General features: G+C 43.9%; 17 protein-coding genes, 1 riboswitch and 1 other annotated feature. Of the genes, 7 read left to right on the top strand and 10 right to left on the bottom strand.

The window, feature by feature from the left end:
- Nucleotides 1-22: 22 nt before the first annotated feature.
- The 6 genes from AR337_RS02130 to AR337_RS02105 all read right to left on the bottom strand — a co-directional run bounded on the left by AR337_RS02130 (nt 23) and on the right by AR337_RS02105 (nt 7,188).
- Entirely contained in the window at nt 23-1,384 is a 1,362-nt protein-coding gene (locus AR337_RS02130; protein ID WP_059170355.1) for a hypothetical protein, read from the bottom strand.
- A 641-nt stretch (nt 1,385-2,025) separates the two neighbouring features.
- Nucleotides 2,026-2,805: an ABC transporter permease gene (locus tag AR337_RS02125; protein WP_059170354.1), complete on the bottom strand. Its 780-nt coding sequence runs from the start codon at nt 2,803-2,805 to the stop codon at nt 2,026-2,028.
- Nucleotides 2,802-3,710 carry an ABC transporter ATP-binding protein gene (locus tag AR337_RS02120; RefSeq protein WP_059170353.1) on the bottom strand — a complete coding sequence of 303 codons (909 nt, stop codon included), beginning with the start codon at nt 3,708-3,710 and terminating at the stop codon, nt 2,802-2,804. The genes AR337_RS02125 and AR337_RS02120 overlap by 4 nt, the downstream gene beginning before the upstream one ends.
- Nucleotides 3,710-3,910 (bottom strand): PLD nuclease N-terminal domain-containing protein, encoded by a 201-nt coding sequence (locus tag AR337_RS02115; RefSeq protein WP_059170352.1) that lies wholly within the window; start codon nt 3,908-3,910, stop codon nt 3,710-3,712. The genes AR337_RS02120 and AR337_RS02115 overlap by 1 nt, the downstream gene beginning before the upstream one ends.
- Nucleotides 3,911-4,053: 143 nt before the next feature.
- Entirely contained in the window at nt 4,054-5,502 is a 1,449-nt protein-coding gene (locus AR337_RS02110; RefSeq protein ID WP_059170351.1) for a PstS family phosphate ABC transporter substrate-binding protein, read from the bottom strand.
- A gap of 174 nt (nt 5,503-5,676) precedes the next feature.
- Nucleotides 5,677-7,188, bottom strand: a complete 1,512-nt coding sequence (locus AR337_RS02105) for a carboxypeptidase M32 (RefSeq protein ID WP_059170350.1) — start codon at nt 7,186-7,188, stop codon at nt 5,677-5,679.
- Between the two features lie 281 nt (nt 7,189-7,469).
- Nucleotides 7,470-7,553, top strand: a riboswitch (cyclic di-GMP riboswitch).
- Between the two features lie 51 nt (nt 7,554-7,604).
- Between AR337_RS02105 and AR337_RS02100 the strand changes: the two genes are divergently transcribed.
- From AR337_RS02100 to AR337_RS02090, 3 genes are all read left to right on the top strand, one after another.
- On the top strand, nt 7,605-9,293 hold the full coding sequence (locus AR337_RS02100) for an HD domain-containing phosphohydrolase (RefSeq protein ID WP_059170349.1): 1,689 nt from the start codon (nt 7,605-7,607) through the stop codon (nt 9,291-9,293).
- Nucleotides 9,294-9,379: 86 nt separating this feature from the next.
- On the top strand, nt 9,380-9,718 hold the full coding sequence (locus AR337_RS02095; RefSeq protein WP_059170348.1) for a DUF948 domain-containing protein: 339 nt from the start codon (nt 9,380-9,382) through the stop codon (nt 9,716-9,718).
- Between the two features lie 95 nt (nt 9,719-9,813).
- Nucleotides 9,814-10,725 carry a VanW family protein gene (locus AR337_RS02090; protein WP_059170347.1) on the top strand — a complete coding sequence of 304 codons (912 nt, stop codon included), beginning with the start codon at nt 9,814-9,816 and terminating at the stop codon, nt 10,723-10,725.
- Nucleotides 10,726-10,783: 58 nt separating this feature from the next.
- Here the strand turns inward: AR337_RS02090 and AR337_RS02085 are convergent, their stop codons facing one another.
- Nucleotides 10,784-11,611, bottom strand: coding sequence for an STAS domain-containing protein (locus tag AR337_RS02085; RefSeq protein ID WP_059170346.1), 828 nt, complete (start codon nt 11,609-11,611; stop codon nt 10,784-10,786).
- 178 nt (nt 11,612-11,789) lie between these two features.
- Between AR337_RS02085 and AR337_RS02080 the strand changes: the two genes are divergently transcribed.
- Together AR337_RS02080 and AR337_RS02075 are read left to right on the top strand one after the other, a co-directional pair.
- The gene (locus AR337_RS02080; protein WP_059170345.1) at nt 11,790-12,122 is read left to right on the top strand and encodes a DUF3243 family protein; all 333 of its coding nucleotides are present in this window, start codon (nt 11,790-11,792) and stop codon (nt 12,120-12,122) included.
- Nucleotides 12,123-13,190: 1,068 nt separating this feature from the next.
- The gene (locus AR337_RS02075; protein WP_059170824.1) at nt 13,191-14,327 is read left to right on the top strand and encodes a TIGR04053 family radical SAM/SPASM domain-containing protein; all 1,137 of its coding nucleotides are present in this window, start codon (nt 13,191-13,193) and stop codon (nt 14,325-14,327) included.
- Nucleotides 14,328-14,422: 95 nt separating this feature from the next.
- Here AR337_RS02075 and AR337_RS02070 read toward each other — a convergent pair whose 3' ends face one another.
- Entirely contained in the window at nt 14,423-14,992 is a 570-nt protein-coding gene (locus tag AR337_RS02070) for an HAD-IA family hydrolase (RefSeq protein WP_059170344.1), read from the bottom strand.
- 100 nt (nt 14,993-15,092) lie between these two features.
- Between AR337_RS02070 and AR337_RS22980 the strand changes: the two genes are divergently transcribed.
- A complete protein-coding gene (locus AR337_RS22980) occupies nt 15,093-15,263 on the top strand; it encodes a hypothetical protein (protein WP_156424277.1) in 171 nt (56 codons plus the stop codon).
- 85 nt (nt 15,264-15,348) lie between these two features.
- Here the strand turns inward: AR337_RS22980 and AR337_RS02065 are convergent, their stop codons facing one another.
- A complete protein-coding gene (locus tag AR337_RS02065) occupies nt 15,349-16,251 on the bottom strand; it encodes a DUF899 family protein (RefSeq protein ID WP_059170343.1) in 903 nt (300 codons plus the stop codon).
- Between the two features lie 111 nt (nt 16,252-16,362).
- The gene (gene proS, locus AR337_RS02060; protein WP_059170342.1) at nt 16,363-17,793 is read right to left on the bottom strand and encodes a proline--tRNA ligase; all 1,431 of its coding nucleotides are present in this window, start codon (nt 17,791-17,793) and stop codon (nt 16,363-16,365) included.
- A 176-nt stretch (nt 17,794-17,969) separates the two neighbouring features.
- Nucleotides 17,970-18,181 (bottom strand) — a binding site (T-box leader).
- Nucleotides 18,182-18,333: 152 nt separating this feature from the next.
- On the opposite strand from proS, the gene corA reads away from it, so the two are divergent.
- Nucleotides 18,334-19,287: a magnesium/cobalt transporter CorA gene (gene corA, locus AR337_RS02055; RefSeq protein ID WP_059170341.1), complete on the top strand. Its 954-nt coding sequence runs from the start codon at nt 18,334-18,336 to the stop codon at nt 19,285-19,287.
- Nucleotides 19,288-19,381: the final 94 nt, after the last annotated feature.

The following is a 19,381-nucleotide window of genomic DNA, read 5'->3' as shown; positions in this document are numbered from 1 at the left end:
ATACTACCTCCAGAATTTACTTTTAGCCCATGAAGAATGAAAGGACTAACAATAGTGCCATTGCCAAGCCAACCCATCTTGCGTTCCCTTTAACAACCTCAATGATCGGGATTTGGAATCCGGAAGACAATGCCTGCATTGTGATGTTAACAAAGCTTAGCTGACTTCCAAGACCTACGCCCATCGCTACGAAACCAAGTTCGACTGGTGAGAAGTTCAAGGAAACGGCGACTGGCAAAACCAGTCCTAGAATTGAGCCAACATATGCCCCTGCAGGGATACCTACAAGGATACCCGCAAGAACAGCGGCAGGAACGACAAGCGTTGCCGGTGCTTTTTCGGCGATGCCAGCGATAACCTGGAATGCGCCAGTGTCGCCAATAATATTGATAAAGGTAAGGAAGATACCTACCGCTAACAATCTTGTAAGGATGTAAGTCGAACCATCGACCATTGCGTTAATCGATTCATTAAGATTGAATTTCGTGCAAAGGAAAATCAGGATCAGTGTGACCACAGTGTACAACAAAGGCGTGAACAATGGGAAGCCGATGCCTGTGTTAATGAATGGGCCAAAAATAACCGCGCCAAGCAAGAAGATAACAGGAATTGTTACTTTAAAAATTTGGCCTGTAGTCAAGCCAGCAAATTCAGGTGCTTCTTCACCTTTGAAAATAACTTTACGTTTTTTGGCTCCATAGAATCCAAGGATGACTGCAAGGATTGTAAATCCAATCCAGAAAATACGCATTTCATCAACGTATTGTGCAACCGAGATACCGGATAGTTTCGACACGATACCAGACTCCAAAGATGCTGGAGAGGTAGTGAACGATACAGCCGCCGCGATGGACATAGCCGCGATCAATTCAGGAATCGCGCCAACAGCCGCGAATGCAAGCGGAGCGATAACCATTGCGGAACCGCCCCCGATACCGGACATGTAGGTTGCAGCTGCTTGAAGGATTACGATAAATGCCGCGAAGTATTCAACTTTGCCTTTGATCCCACGGCGTACCAGGGTAAGCGCCGCTGTATAACCGCCTGATTTGAAAACGGCCATGGCGATTGCGGAGTTAATAATTGGAACGGTGATGGAAAGCATGCCCGGGATTGTTTTCAAAAACTGGTCGTTTGCCTGTGCAAGACCGACACCGCCAATCAGCATGGCGAGTACGCCGCCGACGAAACCTGCCGCGATCATGTCCACTTTCATGAACAGAAGCGCAAGGATAACGATAAGCGGAATAATGACTACAATGGCATAAAAGCCTGTAGGAGTTTTGAGTTCAGCTACTTGCTCAGCCGCGAACACCTGGGTTACGGAAACGACTACGAACAGGAAAGCTGCAAGCATGGATAGAATTCTGCTAAATTTCTTCATGATCTTCTCCTTGTTGTAAAAAGATTAAATTAATGAATGAAAACGGATGAAACGATTGAAAAAGCTTAAAGAGCCTATTGTGGGGTTAAAACATCCTTTCCATGGCACCGCACCGCGCAGGAACCGCCCCATTTAAGTTGCGACATAATAACAAAAATTATGTACTTTTAGTTTAGATTGCACACTTGTTGCTATCAAATTAAAAAAAGAACCCTCAGCATTACAAAAACATTAAAACTACCTTCTCCTACTTTTATAAAAAACTGATTCATTTTTTCTAAAAACCCATATTTATCAAGGATTTCTACCACTCATAATCCTTTCACTCCTTTCATTCAAAACATTCTGACAAATGGAGATTATGTGACAGAGCAGAACAAAGTAATCCTTTTTCAAGCGAATATACATCTCATTTCAACCTTTATCATGGTTGTGAGGGCCCATTTTAAATTAGGAGAAATAGGCGGACATTCCACCCTAAGAAGTAGTTTACGTTACCCTCACTTTCCGACAACTAAACTGCAAGTTTCTTCCCCAATCTTTGTTTTTTCCAACAACAGTTGCTATACTAGTACAATTTTTAATATAAAAAATGCCGCCCAGTATAAAAGGCGGCATTTTACTAAAATTATTAAAATAGGTTAGATTGCAAGCTCCTTTTTCTTGAAAATCCTTATAGCCACAAAAATCAGGATGAAAAACAGAACAGCTGTAATTGCAATTGCGATAACCCCATCCCGTTTCAGGCTTTCCTCAACAAGATAGCTTGAAGCATATGAAGGCAGCAATCCCGGGCTCCACTCTAGGAGATGGGAGAGCGAACCGCTTGCGAGCGTGAGGATGATGGCTACCGCGGCTGCTGAAAATCCCGCCGCTCCAGGAACGATGTAGATTGAGCTGAAAAATACTGTAATCGTTACGATGAATGATAACCATAAACCTTCGATAAAAAATGAGCCAAGGAATGCGTCAAATGGGACCCAATCAAAAAGGAGCCCAGTATAATACCAAGTTACTAGAAAACCGATAAAGAATGAAGACCAAACGAGCAAAAGGGCTCCGGCCCACTTGGCCGCTATGTAGTATCCATGTTTAACCGGCTTAACAAGTATCATTGCGGCAGTGCCGCTCTTTACCTCACCAGCCACGAGACTCGAACATAACAGAATAATAATAATGAATCCCATAGTATTGTACTGCCCCAAGCCACCGACCAGCACCTCCGCCGGGGACGGTGTGGGTATTTCAATTACCGCTCCTTCTGGAAGCCCTCCAACCGAGTCAATAATCTGGGGAAGGTAATAGGTTGTCAATGGCTCCTGCACGCCTAGGATAATAAATACAATCGGGACCCAAATCCATTTGAAGTTCCGCCACATTTCAAGAATTTCTTTTTGCAGAAGGGTATGAAATTGGCTCATTTCGCCACCACCTTCATAAAAATATCTTCAAGGGTCATCCTGCTTGATTCAATCTTCGTTATTGGATACTCTCCCTCAGCAGCGATTTTAAGGATACCCTTTGTTCCCTGCTCGAGGTCCGAAACGAAAACCTTCATCAGTCCGTTAGCAACTTCTATGCCTTGAACATACTGCGCGGCAGCGAAGGCTCCCTTGTACTCCTTAGCTGGACCTCTGAATTGAAGTTCAACCTTTGATTGCCTATGGCGGTCACGCAATTCATCCATCGTCCCCGATTCAACAATTTCGCCATTATGCAGGAAAAGGATTTCATCACACACTTCCTCGGCATCATTTAAAATGTGCGTTGAGAAAAGGACGGTCGTTTCATTTTTTAGTTTTTCAAGCAGCTCAAGAACTTCCCTTCTCCCAAATGGGTCAAGCGCAGATACCGGCTCATCGAGCATAATGAGTTTTGGACGGTGGATCAGCGCCTGGGCAATCCCGAGCCTTTGTTTCATCCCGCCTGAATATTTGCCGACCTGACGCTTTTTAGCATCGGCAATTCCGACCATTGTTAAGAGCTCATCCGACCTTTCCTTTGCTTCTTTTTTTGAAAGTCCGGCCAGCCGTCCGGCATATTCCAGAAACTCAGATCCGCTCATCCAATTGTAGTAAACGGGGAACTGCGGCAAATAGCCGATAAACTTCCTAAGGTCCTCGCCTCTTTGTACATCAGGAAAAACAATTGATCCGTTTGAAGGCGCCATCAACCCGGAAAGCATTTTTAAGGTTGTCGTTTTCCCTGCTCCATTCGGTCCAAGCAGAGCAGTGCATTTTCCTTTTTTAAGAACAAAGTCCAGCCCCTTGATGACTTCGTTTCCTTTGAAGCTTTTTTTAAGACCGTTTATTTGTACGAGGGGCATTAATCATTTCTCCTTCCGAAAATAAAGTAAATAATTGGGCCGAAAAAACTGATAATCAAAATTACCAGTGCCCAGGCCCATTTTGGACCGTTCGTCTTTTCAATCCGAATCAAATCAACGACTGCCACTACAAGCAAAATCAACTGAATAAACAAAATCGGCAGCAATAAACCTAGACTAATTCCACTTAATGCGTCCATTTTCCATTCCCCCTGCATCCTTTTTTGGTGACAATTTTGTGACTAAAGTCTCATTTTATAGTACCATATTTGGAAAAACTGACCATATCTTTTATTAATTTTTTTAAAAAATAATAAAGAGGGACATATGCCCTCCTCATAGTTTACAGCGGTATATAACCAACTCTGCCAACAAGTTCCTGGCCCTGAGGACCCTTCATCCATTCAAGGAAAGGGCCAACTGCCTTTTTATCGTTTTCCTTTAGGGAAATGGCATAAAGATTAACGACGTACGGATACTTGTTTGATTTAATGTGTTCAGGTGTGGGCTCGATTCCGTTAACAGCAAGTAGCTTTATATCTTTGTTCGGGTTCATCCCCGTTGTAAAAAAGCGGAATGAAAACCCAAGTGAATTTTTATAATTTCGATAGTTGGCCACTTCCTCCATGATTTCCCCCATTCCGCTCACTTCTTCCCGCAGAGGATCCATAAGAGGCGTGTCTTTCATAATTAGCTGCATGATCGTTTGCGAGCCTGACCCCTCCGGCCTTTGGAAAGCCCTGATCCGATCATCTCCACCGCCTGCTTCTCGCCAGTTTGTTACCTCTCCAGAATAAATCCCTTTTATTTGATCAACTGTAAGGGAATCGACTGGATTTTTGCTGTTGACAAAAAAGACAAAAGCCTCCTTGCCAATCGGAGTAAGAACCAGTTCCTTACCTTGTGATTCTGCCATCCTCTTCTGTTCCTCTGAAGGCTGGGCGCCGAAAAAGATATCCACCTCGCCGGATAAGAGCCGTTCGAATGCATAAATTGTATTTGTAAAACTTACAATTTCCTCTGACTTTTCGGAAAAATAATTCTGAGTGCCAATGTCTTTATACACCGCATTTGCAAAGGCCGCATAGACAGGATAAGCCGCTTCGGCACCGTCAAGCACTGGCATTTCATCTGTATCTTCAATTGTAATCGTTGCCGGTTCGCTTAAGACTGGCAAAATATTCGAATTGTTCGTCACATAGTAAGGTTCTAAATCTACGCTAGAATAGCCGTTTTCATATTTAAAACCATACGATGGCAAGACCGTTTGGCTTCTTTGCCAAAGGACTGTCCCAGAAACGGCCAGGCAAACCGCGACTGAAATCAGGCCAGCCAGCATGGACGTGCGAGAAACTTTGTTCTGTTTATTCATGAATATGTAGCTTGCCAGGAAGGCAGAGAAATAGGCAAATGGCCCGATGAAGACCAATAGGAATTGCCCGTTCAAAACGCTTAAAAAGCTATTGGGCAGGAAGGGGAAGAATAGGAACACGAAAACTGCCCACATGTCGCTTCCGAAATTGCCCTTTGTAAACACCATTAGCACAGCTGCAATAAAAACGGTTAGAAATAACGGAAGAAAAATAGGAAAATATCTTTTTTCGATGGACATGGACCCTCTTTCGTATTTGGCAAAGAAATAGCCTCCAAGTACACCGGCAGCTAGAAAAATAGCAGCACCTGCAATTCCCCCTGCTTCTCCTGTTGAAATGGATAAAAAGCCAGCAGCAATCGAAACAGCGAAAGGCACTAACACATAATAACAGATAATAAGAAAACCAACCCTGCGCAAAAGAGCTCAACCCCTTATAATAGTTTAGTGTAATTTTACACTAAATGAGCAACAGTGTTCAACTATTAACTTGGAATTATTTTCTTGAAACAGTGAAGCAGTGAAGCAGGGGACGTATCCAATGCCTCATTTTTATAAAAAAAAGAAGGCAGCAACCCGCCCTCTCTTAAAAATCTACAATTTATAAATCTCTGTATACTTTGCCTCTAAGTATTCTGCCAAATATTCGGCATTCAGTTCCTCTCCGGTCACTCTGACAATCAACTCATTTGGCCTATAGAGCGAGCCGTATTGGTGGATTTTCTCCTTCAACCATCCCATGATTTGTGAAAAATCTCCCGATGCAATGGCTGTCTCGTAATCAGGCAATTCCTTCCGGATGGTGTTGAGGATTTGCGCGGCATACAGATTGCCTAGGGAATACGATGGGAAATACCCAATCCCGCCAAATGACCAGTGAACATCCTGGAGAACTCCTTCACGATCAGTACCAGGAATAATTCCAAGATATTCTTCCATTTTTCCGTTCCAAACCGCAGGAAGGTCCCGAACCTCGAGTTCCCCGGCCATCAACGCTTTTTCGATTTCATAGCGGACCATGATATGAAGATTATAGGTCAATTCATCCGCTTCCACCCTGATAAAGGATGGTTCCACCGTATTGACAGCGCGGTAGAAATCCTCCTCATCGACATTCCCGAGCTGCTCAGGGAAAAACTCAACAAGCCTCGGATAAAAATAGCTCCAGAATGCCTGGCTCCGGCCCACCATGTTTTCAAGGAAACGCGACTGGGATTCATGGATCCCGAAGGAAGTTCCCCCTGCCAGCACAGTCCCCTCAAACCGTTTGTCGATATTTTGTTCGTAAATGCCATGGCCTGCTTCATGGATGGTACCGAAGAGCGCGGAACGGACATTTTCTTCTAAATAGCGTGTTGTCAGCCGGACATCCCCAATCGTAATCGACTGGGCAAATGGATGAACGGTCTCATCGAGCCTGCCCGCTTCCATATCAAAACCGATAATTGGCAAAATGTAGCGGTTGAATTCCTTTTGTTTCCCAATATCGTATGTTTGGCTAAAAATTTCAGCTGGCGTCTGGTGAGGGGATTTTTTAATCCGTTCAAGCAACGCCACACTCGTATCACGAAGCTTTGCGAAAATCGGGTCAAGCTTTGCGACAGTCAGGCCTGGTTCATACTCATCTAGCACCGCATCATAAGGATGAACCTCGTACCCGAAAATCTCGGCAAACTTCCTCCTGAACGCGATGATTTTCTCAAGGAATGGTGCAAAATGGTTAAAGTCATTATGTTCACGGGCATGCTCCCATGCATCATTCGCCTGCGCAGTCAGGATCGCGAACTCTTTAAAATCCTCTGCCGGAATCCGCTTTGACCGTTCGTAATCTTCCTTTCGCTCCCTTACCTGTGCCACTGTCAGCTCGTCAAGCTCAGTTTTGGCCGATTCCGAGCTCAATTCTTCAAGCAGCTGTGCCATTTTCTCCGACACGGACAGCTTAAATGCTTCAGTTCGTAAAGTACCAATTGCTTTTGCAAATTGAGCGCGGCCCTTTTTAGGCGCCATTACTTTCTGGTCCCAGTCAGCGAGACCGGAAATGCTTTGAAAATGGGTTATTTTTTCATCCAATGCTTTAAATTCCTGGATTGCTTTCTTTATCTCCATCCACTTATCTCCCCTTATTTGCTCAGTCACCCACTCTACAGAATGGGCTGCTTCCCCATTATACCCGTTTTTCCCCTCCCTTCCAAAAAATAACCCAAATATTCAAACTCTATTTTCAAACAAAAAGTGGCAGCCACACAATAGAAATGTCCGCATAGTCAATTTAAAAAATACAAAATTCGACAATTTTCTGTTTTTTTCTCCCTTGTTTGCCAAATATTATGTATACTAGAAACGTACATCTTAGGGATTAAACCTGCATTGAGCCTCTCCAATTAAATCATCATTAAAGGCAAAGCCCTTGAAAAAGGGTGACGCAAAGCTATAGGGACTAAGGTATTATGCTATGTCTGCCAGTTGCTGGGATTATAAGGTGCTTGCTAATCGAGCTGGCGCTTTTTTAAGGGGTGTATCATTTGTTAACAAAGCTGAACAATATTAAACCGGGTGACATTTTAAATGAACATGTATACCTGGACCAATTGCTTATTTTAAAGCGGGGCATGTCCCTCTCTCCAATTTTTATTAAAAAGCTTAATGATCTTGGCATAAAAGAAGTTAAGATTCTTCATCCATCATCATGGAATGAGGAGGCATCCGCCCTCCCCACAAGCCTTAAGGAAATGGGAAAAACGAAAATACATATTGAGCAATTTTTCAATTTGCTCGTTACCATTGGCACGGAAAAAAGGTACGGAAATCTTTTATTTGAGATCGAAGACCTGAATTTCGCAGAAATGATGTTTATTAGTTTAATGGAGGATTCGAGGATTTCTTCGCTTTTTAACGAGATGGAGGAATATGATACCTTTACTTGGCAGCATTCCTTTGATGTTTTCCTTCTTGGCACTCTTCTTGGGAAAAAAATAGGGCTGCCAAATCTTGAACAGGTCGCAGCAGGCTTTTTGCTTCATGACTGCGGGAAAATACAAATCGCGAAGAGTATTCTTGACAAACCGGGCAAACTCACATACGAAGAATTTTCAGAAATGAAAAACCATACTCTTTATGGCCACCAGATGCTAACCGATTGCGGCTTTGCGAGCGAAATAGCCGGGTTTGCAGTAGTCCATCATGAGCGGCTGAACGGGTCGGGGTATCCAAAAGGGCTTCATGCGGAAGAACTGGAAATTGCCGCGAGGATATTGATGATTGTGGATGTTTATTCGGCTCTTACTCTTGAGCGGCCTTACAGGAAGGCGTACTCAGCCCATAAGGCGCTCCAAATTTTACTCGAAGACGATGATTGCTACGATCTTGGCTTCCTCCTTCAATTTATCGAGCTAATGAATATTTATCCAGAGGAAGCTATCGTAAGGCTTTCAAACAACGAAGAAGCGACCGTTGTAAAGGTAATAGATTCAATCCCTACCCTCCCTATCGTCCAAACAGAGGGGAAAAAGGAAATCATTAAACTCACTGTTGACCGCTTTCTAACAATTAAGAGGTTGGTTAAATGGAAAAAGGTAAATTCCGGCCTTCTGATGGAGTCCTATATCGAGGCGCTCCTTCACGGTAAAAAAAGGCTCGCATACGATTTATTCCATGAATTGACGGAGCACATGAAAATTGAGGAAATGTACCATAACGTGATTGGAAGGTCGATGAAGAACATTGGTTCACTTTGGGAGGAAGGCAGGATTTCATTTTCACAGGAACAGAAGGCAACTTCCATCACAATAGAGTTGCTCGAGTGGCTTTCTTTCAAAACTCCCTCTTCTGAAAACCATCACCTAGGAACGATAATCCTTGCCATACCTTGCTCGGAACAGCATACCTTGCCGCTAGAAATGGTCGCCGGCGTCCTAAAGCTGCACGGAATGAACGTTGTTAAACTGTCGTTGCCTACTACTGTTTCCGAGCTCTGTTCCTTTATCGATGGCCATGATCCCATTTGCATCAGTTTCTCCGCGACTATGGCTGAAAATATACCTCACCTTGCCCGCACGTGCAAAAGGCTGAAAGCTCGTTACCCCGACCTGCCGATTATTGTCGGCGGCAGGGCTGTACAGGGCAAAAATTTAAGATTTGTTGATTTGACTGCCAAAAATATACTTGATTTTGTTTCGTTTTTAAAAGCGCTCAATTCTTCCAAAGTCTCCTGATGGGATTTTACTTTCCTCATATGTTTAGTTAGGAAATAGTTTTTTCGGGTAAAAATAAAGAAATGAAATGCGAGGGAGGAAATAGTATGTGGATTGTTTATATGAGCATTGCAGTCATTTTACTGTCATTGGCATATCTGGGTTATTTCGCTTTCAAAACATTTAAGGAGGCAAAACCAGCCATAAACAGGCTAAACGAAACAGTGGCGAGGGTTCAGCGACAAGCGGACACGTTAAAGGTTGAATCTTCCAAGCTTGCTGATAGCCAGCATGAAATCACGGCCGATATCGAATATAAAAAACAGGCCGTCTCCTATACGGTGGATTCGGCTAAAAGTACATTTGCCTCATTAAAGAAGTTATTGAAAATCAGGCCGATGGCAAAGCTTAAAAGGCGGAAGAAGTCCAGAACGCCAGCATTTTAAATCATTTTTCCGAAAACCCGCGCAGCACTCGCGGGTTTTTTTCATTTTTTCACGGAATTCCATCCATACTAGTGAAGGAGGAGGAATGCCCAATTATGTTCAGACCTTTAATCCTTTCCGCTATCTTATCCATTTTGCCGATACAGAACCCGTCTTTATCTATCCAAATGGACGGAAAAACCATTACAGCCATCCCGCGTGAGGACGTTACCCTTCTCCCTGTTCCAGGAAGCATCTTTCCAAATGAAGAAAAAATCGAGGAATTGTTGGCCAATCTCGAAAAGGAAGTATCCCTTGAACCACAGAATGCGCGGATTGGCTTAAATGGAGCCTTTTTGCCTGAAATGGCAGGAAGAGAATTGGACCGAAGAAAAATGCATGAAGCATTATTATCGTTTATTTTTTCCGCCAAACCTCAAATCATCGCCATACCAACGAGAACGGTACATCCTGCAGTTGATAGCGAACTGCTCGATCACATCAGGGGCAAGCTAATCGGACGATATACAACGTTTTTCAATGCGGGCAATCGGGAGCGCTCCCACAATATTAGGCTTGCCGTAGAAACACTAAACAGCAGGGTTGTTTTCCCGGGTGAAACATTTTCATTCAATAAGTCAATTGGCAAACGGACCGCCGCACGCGGATATTTGAAAGCCCCAATTATTGTCCGGGGCGAATTATCGGAAGGGATTGGCGGAGGGATCTGCCAGGTTTCTTCGACTTTGTTCAACGCTGCGGACAATGCGGGAATGTCGATAATCACGCGGTATTCCCATACGAAGGCTGTGACGTATGTCCCTTCCGGCCGGGATGCGACTGTAAGCTGGTATGGTCCGGATTTTATCTTCAAAAATCCATATAGCCAGCCGATCCTCATCAGGGCAAATGTTTACGGCAGCCGATTGTCCGTAACCCTTTATTCGGCAACGAATATTGATTTCCGGCCGCGGAGCATACCCGGTGCGCCTGCGCTCCTGCCCGAAGAGACCTTTAATCCTTCTTAAAAAAGAAAAAACGAAGGGTTCGCTCTTTCTTTAAGTGCGAAACCCTTCGTAATTATTTTTAAAAAAACTTCAATTCCTTTAATGCCTGTTCAAGGTTGCTGTAAATCGATATTCCCTGCAGGTTAATGCCCAAGTTAATGAAGGTTTGGCTAAGCTCGCCTTTCATACCTGTAATGATTGGTTCAACTCCAAGTAAATTAAGGGATCGAATTAATTTAAACAGAACCTCAATCCCAATTAAATCCACTTCATAGACCCCCGACAGGTCTATAACAAGTGATTCAATCCGTTTTTTGACACATGTATCAAGAGTGTCGACGATAAGGGTTTCGGACCGCATTTCATTTATATCGCCTATTAAGGGCAGAACGGCAACCCTTTGTGAGATTGGAACAATCGGTACGGAAATTTTTAAATAAAGTTCCCTTGATTCCTTTAGTAGTTTTTCTGCATTATTCGTAAACGAAGTGCTGAAGCCATGTACCATATTATTAAAAATATGGTCGATTTCAGTAATGATTTCAAGAAAATCTTCCTGGTTTATATCCACCTTTTTTCCTTCTTCCAATAAAAAGGACCAAAAGACATTTTTATAGACCGTGACCCCTTTTATTGTATTGCCCAGGTCTCCATTATTTTGAACGGATTTGGCGCCAACCAGTTCCCCCCATTTAAATGCGTGGTCCTTAACATCTACATTCTCCAGGCATTTCCAGACTATTTGAACTAGTTCTCTGAAGCTTGCAACGGTCCCATTCCTTTGGTCTTCATCTTGGAAACGGAAATGATAAAAAGCTAGCATTTCTGAAACAAGCTCTGCAGTAATATCTTCAAGGTTTTCTTCAATTTTTTTACTGAAATATGCTTTTAGCTGGTTCTTATCCATATGGTTTTTTCTCCTAAAAATGATCTTTCTTTGACAATACCATGTTCATCGCCTATTGAAAAGTGTGAGCAGAAAAACCATCTCAATCCGTAGCGGCTTAGGCTGACACGGCCAGGTTTGATGGTTCCGGGTAACGGATATAGTATCAGAGACATGAAAAAACGGAGGTTGATTAAACATGGAAAAAGATCATGCAGTCCATAAAGATGGGGAATTTAAACCGCGGAAGGTTGATGAAGTCGTTGACCGGATTGATGATGCCAGGATGTATGACAAACTCCAGGATTTCAATGAGTTTAAAGCTTATTTGAGTAAACGGATCGAGCTTGGAAGGCGCATCGGACTCGGTGAGGAGGAGTTGGCGGTTGCGACCCAAAAGGTAGCCGATTACCTTGCCAAAAATGCCGAGCCGCAAAATCGCGAAGAAGCGCTCCTCATGGAACTGTGGCAGGTTGGCAATGACGAAGAGCGGCACATGCTCGCCCATATGCTCCTTAAGTGGGCTGAATAAGAATGACAGACAGCACCGGCTCATCTTGGAGGCCGGTGTTTTTCATTTCCTGAAATTTTTAAACTCCCCGGGCTGGTGGCATTGATCGCTAGATTGTGTGATTTTCTTGTGTAAAAGAAGGATGCCTGACAACTAAGGGCTTTAACCGGGTCTGGTTGTCAGAATAAGCCTGGATATGTGACAACCAAAGGTTAAAATCGGGTTTGGTTGTCAGAATAAACCCGGATATGTGACAACCAAAGGTTAAAACCGGGTTGGGTTGTCAGAATAAGCGCGGATATATGACAAGCAAGGGCCCAAATCCGGGTTGTGTTGTCAGAATAAGCCTGGATAAGTGACAAGCAAGGGCCAAAACCCGGTTAGGTTGTCAGAATAAGCCCGCATATGTGACAAGCAAAGGTTAAAACCGGGTTAGGTTGTCAGAATAAGCCTGGATATATGACAACCAATGGCCAAAACCGGGTTGGGTTGTCAGAATTAGCCTGGATATGTGACAAGCAATGGCCAAAACCGGGTTGGGTTGTCAGTATAAGCCTGGATATGTGACAAGCAAGGGCCAAAACCCGGTTAGGTTGTCAGAATAAGCCCGAATATATGACAACCAATGGCCAAAACTGGGTTGGGTTGTCAGAATAAGCACGGATATATGACAACTAAAGGCGAAAACCGGGGTGGGTTGTCAGAATAAGCACGGATATGTGACAACCAAAGGCCAAAATCCGGAAAAATTGTCATTCAAACCTTGGGTGAGTTTTACAAGAGATACTGTTGTTTTATTCACCCCGGTTATTTTTTCATCCTCCGCCCTTGTTCCCCAATTTGGCACAGGAATGTAGAAAAATCGTAACATTACTCCCCATTTAACCCTCTTGCACACTCTTATAATTAACTTATAGAACCATCATGGTTATGTTGCTTTTCAATAGAACGGTAATCATGGAATAAAAAATACTAATGTGAAGCATGGTGATGAAAATGCAAGGAATGGGACATCCACATGGAATGGGGCATCCGCATAAAGGAGGGCATCCTCACGGAGCAGGCCATCCAGGCGGCCATCCGGGCAATATGGGCCTTGGGCCAGCAATCGACTATGATGAAAATCCTTTTATTGTTATTTGGGAAGTGACGCGGGCATGCCAGCTGAAATGTGTCCATTGCCGGGCGGATGCGCAGCTCACGAAGGATCCGCGCGAATTGACCCATGATGAAGGGATCAAGCTCCTTGACCAGATCTATGATATGAATAACCCGATGCTTGTCTTTACAGGCGGAGATTGCATGATGCGTGAGGATTTGTTCGAGTTAGCTGATTATGCTGTAAAAAAAGGCATGCGTGTCTCAATGGTCCCAAGCGCGACGGATAATGTGACAAAGGAAAAAATGCAGCGCGCAAAAGACGTTGGACTTTCACGATGGGGCTTCAGCCTTGACGGCCCGACTCCTGAAATCCATGACCATTTCCGCGGGACTCCAGGATCATTTGATTTAACGCTTGAAAAAATCAAGTATCTCAATGAATTGGATATGCCGTTGCAGATCAATACAGTCATTTCCCGCTATAACTATGATGCACTTGAGGAAATGGCAAAGCTGGTTGGCGAACTGAAAGCGGTTATGTGGTATATCTTCCTTCTCGTTCCGACAGGACGCGGACAGGAAGACAAGTGCATTACACCTGCCGAACATGAAAAAGTATTCCGCTGGCTCTACCAGCTTAGCAAGACAGCACCTTATGATATTAAAACAACAGCGGCCCAGCACTACCGCCGTGTCGTTCTTCAGGAAAAGGCGCGCGACCATAAGATTGACAAGGGAGAAATCCGGTACGAGGATACAATGACAATGGACCAGGAAGGTATCATTGACGGACTTAAGCGAGCTCCTAAAGGGGTTAATGACGGGAACGGCTTTATCTTCGTCGACCATATCGGCGATGTGCTACCGAGCGGTCTTTTGCCAATACCTGTTGGAAACGTCCGTGAAAAGCCACTCGCGGAAATTTACCGGAATTCGGAGGTTTTGAAAAATCTCCGCAGCCCGGACAAATACAAAGGCAAATGCGGTGTGTGCGAATACAACAAGATTTGCGGAGGATCCCGTTCAAGGACTTATGCGGTAACTGGCGATTATATGGAAAGCGAGCCATATTGCGTCTACATCCCAATGGCCATGAGGAAAAAAGATTCCGGCTTAACAGTTTAATCCATACACAAACGAGGCAGTCCCATCGAGGGCTGCCTCGTTTGTTTTATAAGTAAGGATATAAAATGAAGCAACAGATACGTCCCCTGCTTCACTTATAATCGCAGGGTGACGTTTTTGTCGAATTCGCGATAGTCGTTAAGGTATAAGTCGGCTTCGGATTCGTGGTTTTGGAAGGATACTGTCCGGATTCCTAATCTTCTCGCTGGTTCCAAATCAATTGCACGGTCACCGATGACGAGGTCAATCCTGTACTTTTTATGCAAATATGCGTAAGCTGCCGGGTCAGGCTTCCGAGGAAATCCATCTTCTATTCCAACTATTTCAGCAAAGTACTTGTCCCATTTATAATATACTAGGACCATTTTTACGTCTTCTCTTTCTTTATGGGTCATGATTACGTTTGTTTCCGCGCTTTCAAGTACCTCCTCCACTCCGGGGAACGGCAGGAATTCCTTGGGCTTTATCCCCCTAACCTTCTCAAGCAATTTTCGAATCTGCTCCTCACTCAGCTTAAAGGAACGAAAAGCATGGCCGAACGACAGTTTCAACTGGGCAAGTGTTTCCTCCTCAGTGTAGCCGTCACCAAGGATTTCCATTAACAATTTTGTATAGGATGGGTACGTATTGAAAAGCGTCCCGTCGAAATCCCACAAAATGTTCATTATTCACCACTCCTTTTGGTTCAAACCTGTTCCACAGATAATTAATTACCCCTTTTATGGGTATATAAATACTAAATATGCCGGATTGGAGGAGGTAACTATGAAAAGAAACGATACGAAAACAACTAACAATGAACTGAGTGATGAACAAGTTGCGGAAAACCTGACCGACCTTGTTAGCATTATCAACGCCAAAGGTGATACGAAGAAAATCGAGAAGATTATTGCCGAGAATCCTACCACCAGTAACGATGATTCGAAGCTGAAGTAATGAAAAAGGATAGGTTAAGAGGAGCGCTGCCTGCTTAATCTATCCTTTTTTTAAAAATAAATTAGTTCCTAAGTAGAAGGAGTTTTTATTTCTTCGTTTCAAAGAGATGAAACTTTAAGCCGTAAGGATCCGAAATCATCACACTTTTATCGGAATATTCCTTTGTAATGACACATCCATTCTCCTCTAAAATCCTTTTGGAAGGTTCAAAATCATCTACGGCAAATTCGAAATAAGTATTGTTATGCTCGCTTTCTTCAATGAAGATATTCGTGCCGCTAATCGAAAATAACGTCTCACCAGTAGAGGTTTGCTTCTTTTCCATCCCAATAATGGTTTCATAGAATTTAACGGCTTGTTCGTAGTCCTTCACACCGATTGCAATATTATTGGTTAATTGAAATTGAGAGCGGTGATTGAGGTTTTGTTTTGCAATGACGCCTTCGGAACCGGATGGAAGCAGTTCAAACAATGGCCATGTCACACAAAAATCATCCCCAGGCCCCAATGGTGATTGAGCAATTAAATATATATTGTTTTCTTCGTCCCTACGAAATGTTGATACGCCCGGATAGAAGTATTTCCCTTTTCGGAACCCCAAATCCTCGGCAAATGTACTGCCATTAATTGAAACCATTTGGAACTGCCATTTTCGGCTTGCCGCAAAATCTTCCTGTATTTCAGGAGCGTCCGGAGATGAAACAACAAAGCCGGCTTTAGCGATCAAATGGTGGTAAACCCCATTAAAACCATCCGCCCACATCGTACAGTACGAGCAGCCTTTCCCCATGTTATGTATGACAATCAATTCATTTTTGTCGCCAAAAATCTCTAGTAAAGAAGTTGTGCGCCCGGCAGAAGCTGTAAACGTATAGTTTTTGACAAGTTTCTCCGGCACCGATTTTTTCAACTCATTCAATTGTTTCTTCTTTTCAATAATCTCATTTTGCAATTGTTCAATTTGAGCCTCAACATTTGTAGTGGACATTCCATCAGCCCCCTTATGAGTTTCGTATATATTTCTATAAGGGTCCCTCATTCCCCTTTAACCCTAACAAAAACGACTGCTCTTTTTAAAAGCAGTCGTTCAATTTCATATTTAATAGGCCTTTGCCCAGACAACCATCGATTCAGCCTTAGCCCCGCAGCATACACATGTATCGCTAATCGTTTCCTGTTCGAATGGTATGCAGCGTGATGTTGCACCTGTTTCTTCCTTTATTTTTTCCTCACACTCAAGCTTTCCGCACCACATCGCTTTGATCATACCTGGATTATTGGCAAGGCGGTCCTTGAACTGCTCCATTGTTTCAGCGCTGGATGTCTTTCTTTCTAGAAGCTCTTTAGCCTTTGCGAAAAGATTATTTTGGATGTCTTCAAGCAATTGGGAAAGCCTTTGTTCCACTTCATCTAGAGCGACAATCAGTTTTTCCCCAGTATCGCGCCTAACAAGGACGACCTGGTTCTTTTCGATATCCCGAGGGCCTGCCTCCAGGCGTACAGGTACACCCTTCATTTCATATTCGTTGAACTTCCAGCCAGGGTTCTTGTCGCTTGCGTCAATCCCAGTACGGAACGAGCCGGACAGCCTTTCCTTCAGCCCGTAAGCGAAATCAAGGACGCCTTCCTTATGCTGGGCGATTGGGACAATCATCACCTGGGTTGGGGCAACCTTTGGCGGGATGACTAGCCCGCGGTCATCACCATGTACCATAATCAGCGCGCCGATTACCCTTGTTGTCATACCCCATGATGTTTGGTGAACATACTGAAGCTTCCCTTCTTTGTCCAAGTAATTGATTCCGAACGCCTGCGCAAAGCCGTCTCCCAAATGGTGGGAAGTACCGGACTGCAGCGCTTTTCCGTCATGCATGAGGCTTTCGACTGTGTAGGTGAACTTCGCACCGGCGAATTTCTCTTTTTCAGTCTTTTGCCCTTTGACAACAGGAATGGCCAGATAGTCTTCCAGAAGGGTCGCATAGACTTCAAGCATGCGCTTTGTTTCTTCGTGTGCATCCTCATCTGTCTCATGCGCGGTATGGCCCTCCTGCCAGAGGAATTCAAGAGTTCTCAGGAACGGGCGTGTCGTCTTTTCCCACCGGACAACATTCGCCCATTGGTTATAAAGCTTAGGTAGGTCCCTGTATGAATGAATGATATTTTTGTAATGTTCGCAGAAAAGCACCTCTGACGTTGGCCTGACACAAAGCCTTTCCGCAAGTTCCTCTGATCCGCCGTGTGTGACCCAAGCTACTTCAGGCGCGAAACCTGCAATATGATCCTTTTCCTTCTCAAGCAGGCTTTCCGGAATGAACAGTGGCATATAGACGTTTTCATGCCCAGTTTCCTTGATCATCCTGTCAAGCGCATCGCGGATGTTTTCCCATAGGGCATAGCCATACGGGCGGATGATCATCGAACCCCTGACTGATGAGTAATCGACCAGGTCCGCTTTTGTTACGACATCTGTGTACCATTGGGCAAAATCCTTGTCCATGGCGGTGATGCTTTTTACAAATTCCTTTTCCATCGTTCATCCCTCTTTTTCTTCATTTTAATTTGGTTTTGTTGATTTCCGTTACACTCAGCAAGTTGGCAAAATCCATCAATGAGCATACATTTCTTTTTTTAAAAGCAAGCTGTTTGGCTTTTCTGTACAATAACCATTCATCTAAAAGAGAACACAAAAAGGCCATGAATCCCCTAAAAAGGGACCATGGCCTGGCGGTACCACCCTTATTCGCGGAATATTCCCCGCGCACTCAACGTTTAACGGAACACTCCGCCGTATCTTCGCATTTGTCCGATACAGAACTCCGAGGCAGGTTCGAATGTGCGTCCTGGAAGCCTTGCACCAACCGGCTCCCTCTCTGGGGTGGACACTTCACAATTCTACTGGTCCCCATCATTGTTTCAGGTTATTTTTTTGAAAATTATATATAGATGCTCTCTCATTGTCAACCTTAATCGGGAATATTTTCTAAAAAATGTGTCCTACATCGAGCAGAGATGTTTGCCTCCTCCCCTAATTCGGATATTATGAAGGAAAAAGGCACCGAGGAGAACTGCTATGATTCGAACACTTTCATTAGGGAAAGATGGCCAGATTGCCAACGATATACCAGTCGATCAATTGGCTGCAGGCGACACTTCTTCATGGTTCTGGGTCGATTTTAACAGCCCGACTGATGAAGAATCTGCCTTGCTTGCAACCCCATTAAAATTCCATCCGCTTGCCATTGAGGACTGTATGGTTAAGCTTCAGCGCCCAAAACTCGATTATTATGATGGCTATACATTTTTCGTCACCCATTCCATCAACCAGAACACGCTTGAACGAGAAGAAGTTGATATATTTTTAGGCGCGAACTTCATCGTCACTTATCATGCCGAGCTGTCACTGGAAATAACGGAAGTCTGGAACAGGGTCAACTCGGCTAAAAAGAAAGAAGACTGGTCCCCTTCCTTAATCCTTTATCATATTCTGGATCAGCTGGTCGACAATTATTTCCCGCCTGTATACCTAATTGAGGACCAACTCGATGAAATGGACGAAAGCTATGCCGGCGGCAATACCGAAGAACTTTTGAAAGAAGTTTTTGAAATCCGGAAAAGCCTGCTGATGCTGCGCCACACGGTAACCCCAACACGGGATTTAATTTACAGGATGCTTAATTCGCAAAAGCTGGACGTTCTGAAAGTCAGGCATGCTTATTTTTCTGATATCCATGACCACCTCCTGAAGCTTACTGACATGATTGATTCAAATAGGGAATTGACAAAGGACATACGTGACAGTGTCCTTTCGATAAATTCCCATGAAACAAATCGAGTCATGAAGGTGCTGACCGTCATTACGACAATTTTCATGCCGCTCACCTTCATTGCCGGAGTTTATGGAATGAATTTTGACTATATGCCGGAAACCACGTGGAAATATGGCTATTTTGCTTCCCTGGCCGTCATGGGAGTGATAGCGGCAGGAATGTTCGCCTTCTTTTGGAAAAAAGGCTGGTTTAAATAAGATCCTTTTTAAAACTGTTGAAGTTGTCAGTAAAAGAATGAAACAAACTGTTAACGCTTTTAATCTTAGATGTTAAACCTAGTAGCACATTTAT

Source organism: Bacillus sp. FJAT-27445, from assembly GCF_001510665.1.
Lineage (GTDB): Bacteria > Bacillota > Bacilli > Bacillales > Cytobacillaceae > Bacillus_D.
Note: the sequence above shows the minus strand (reverse complement) of the source record. Positions and strands in the feature narration are given on the sequence as shown.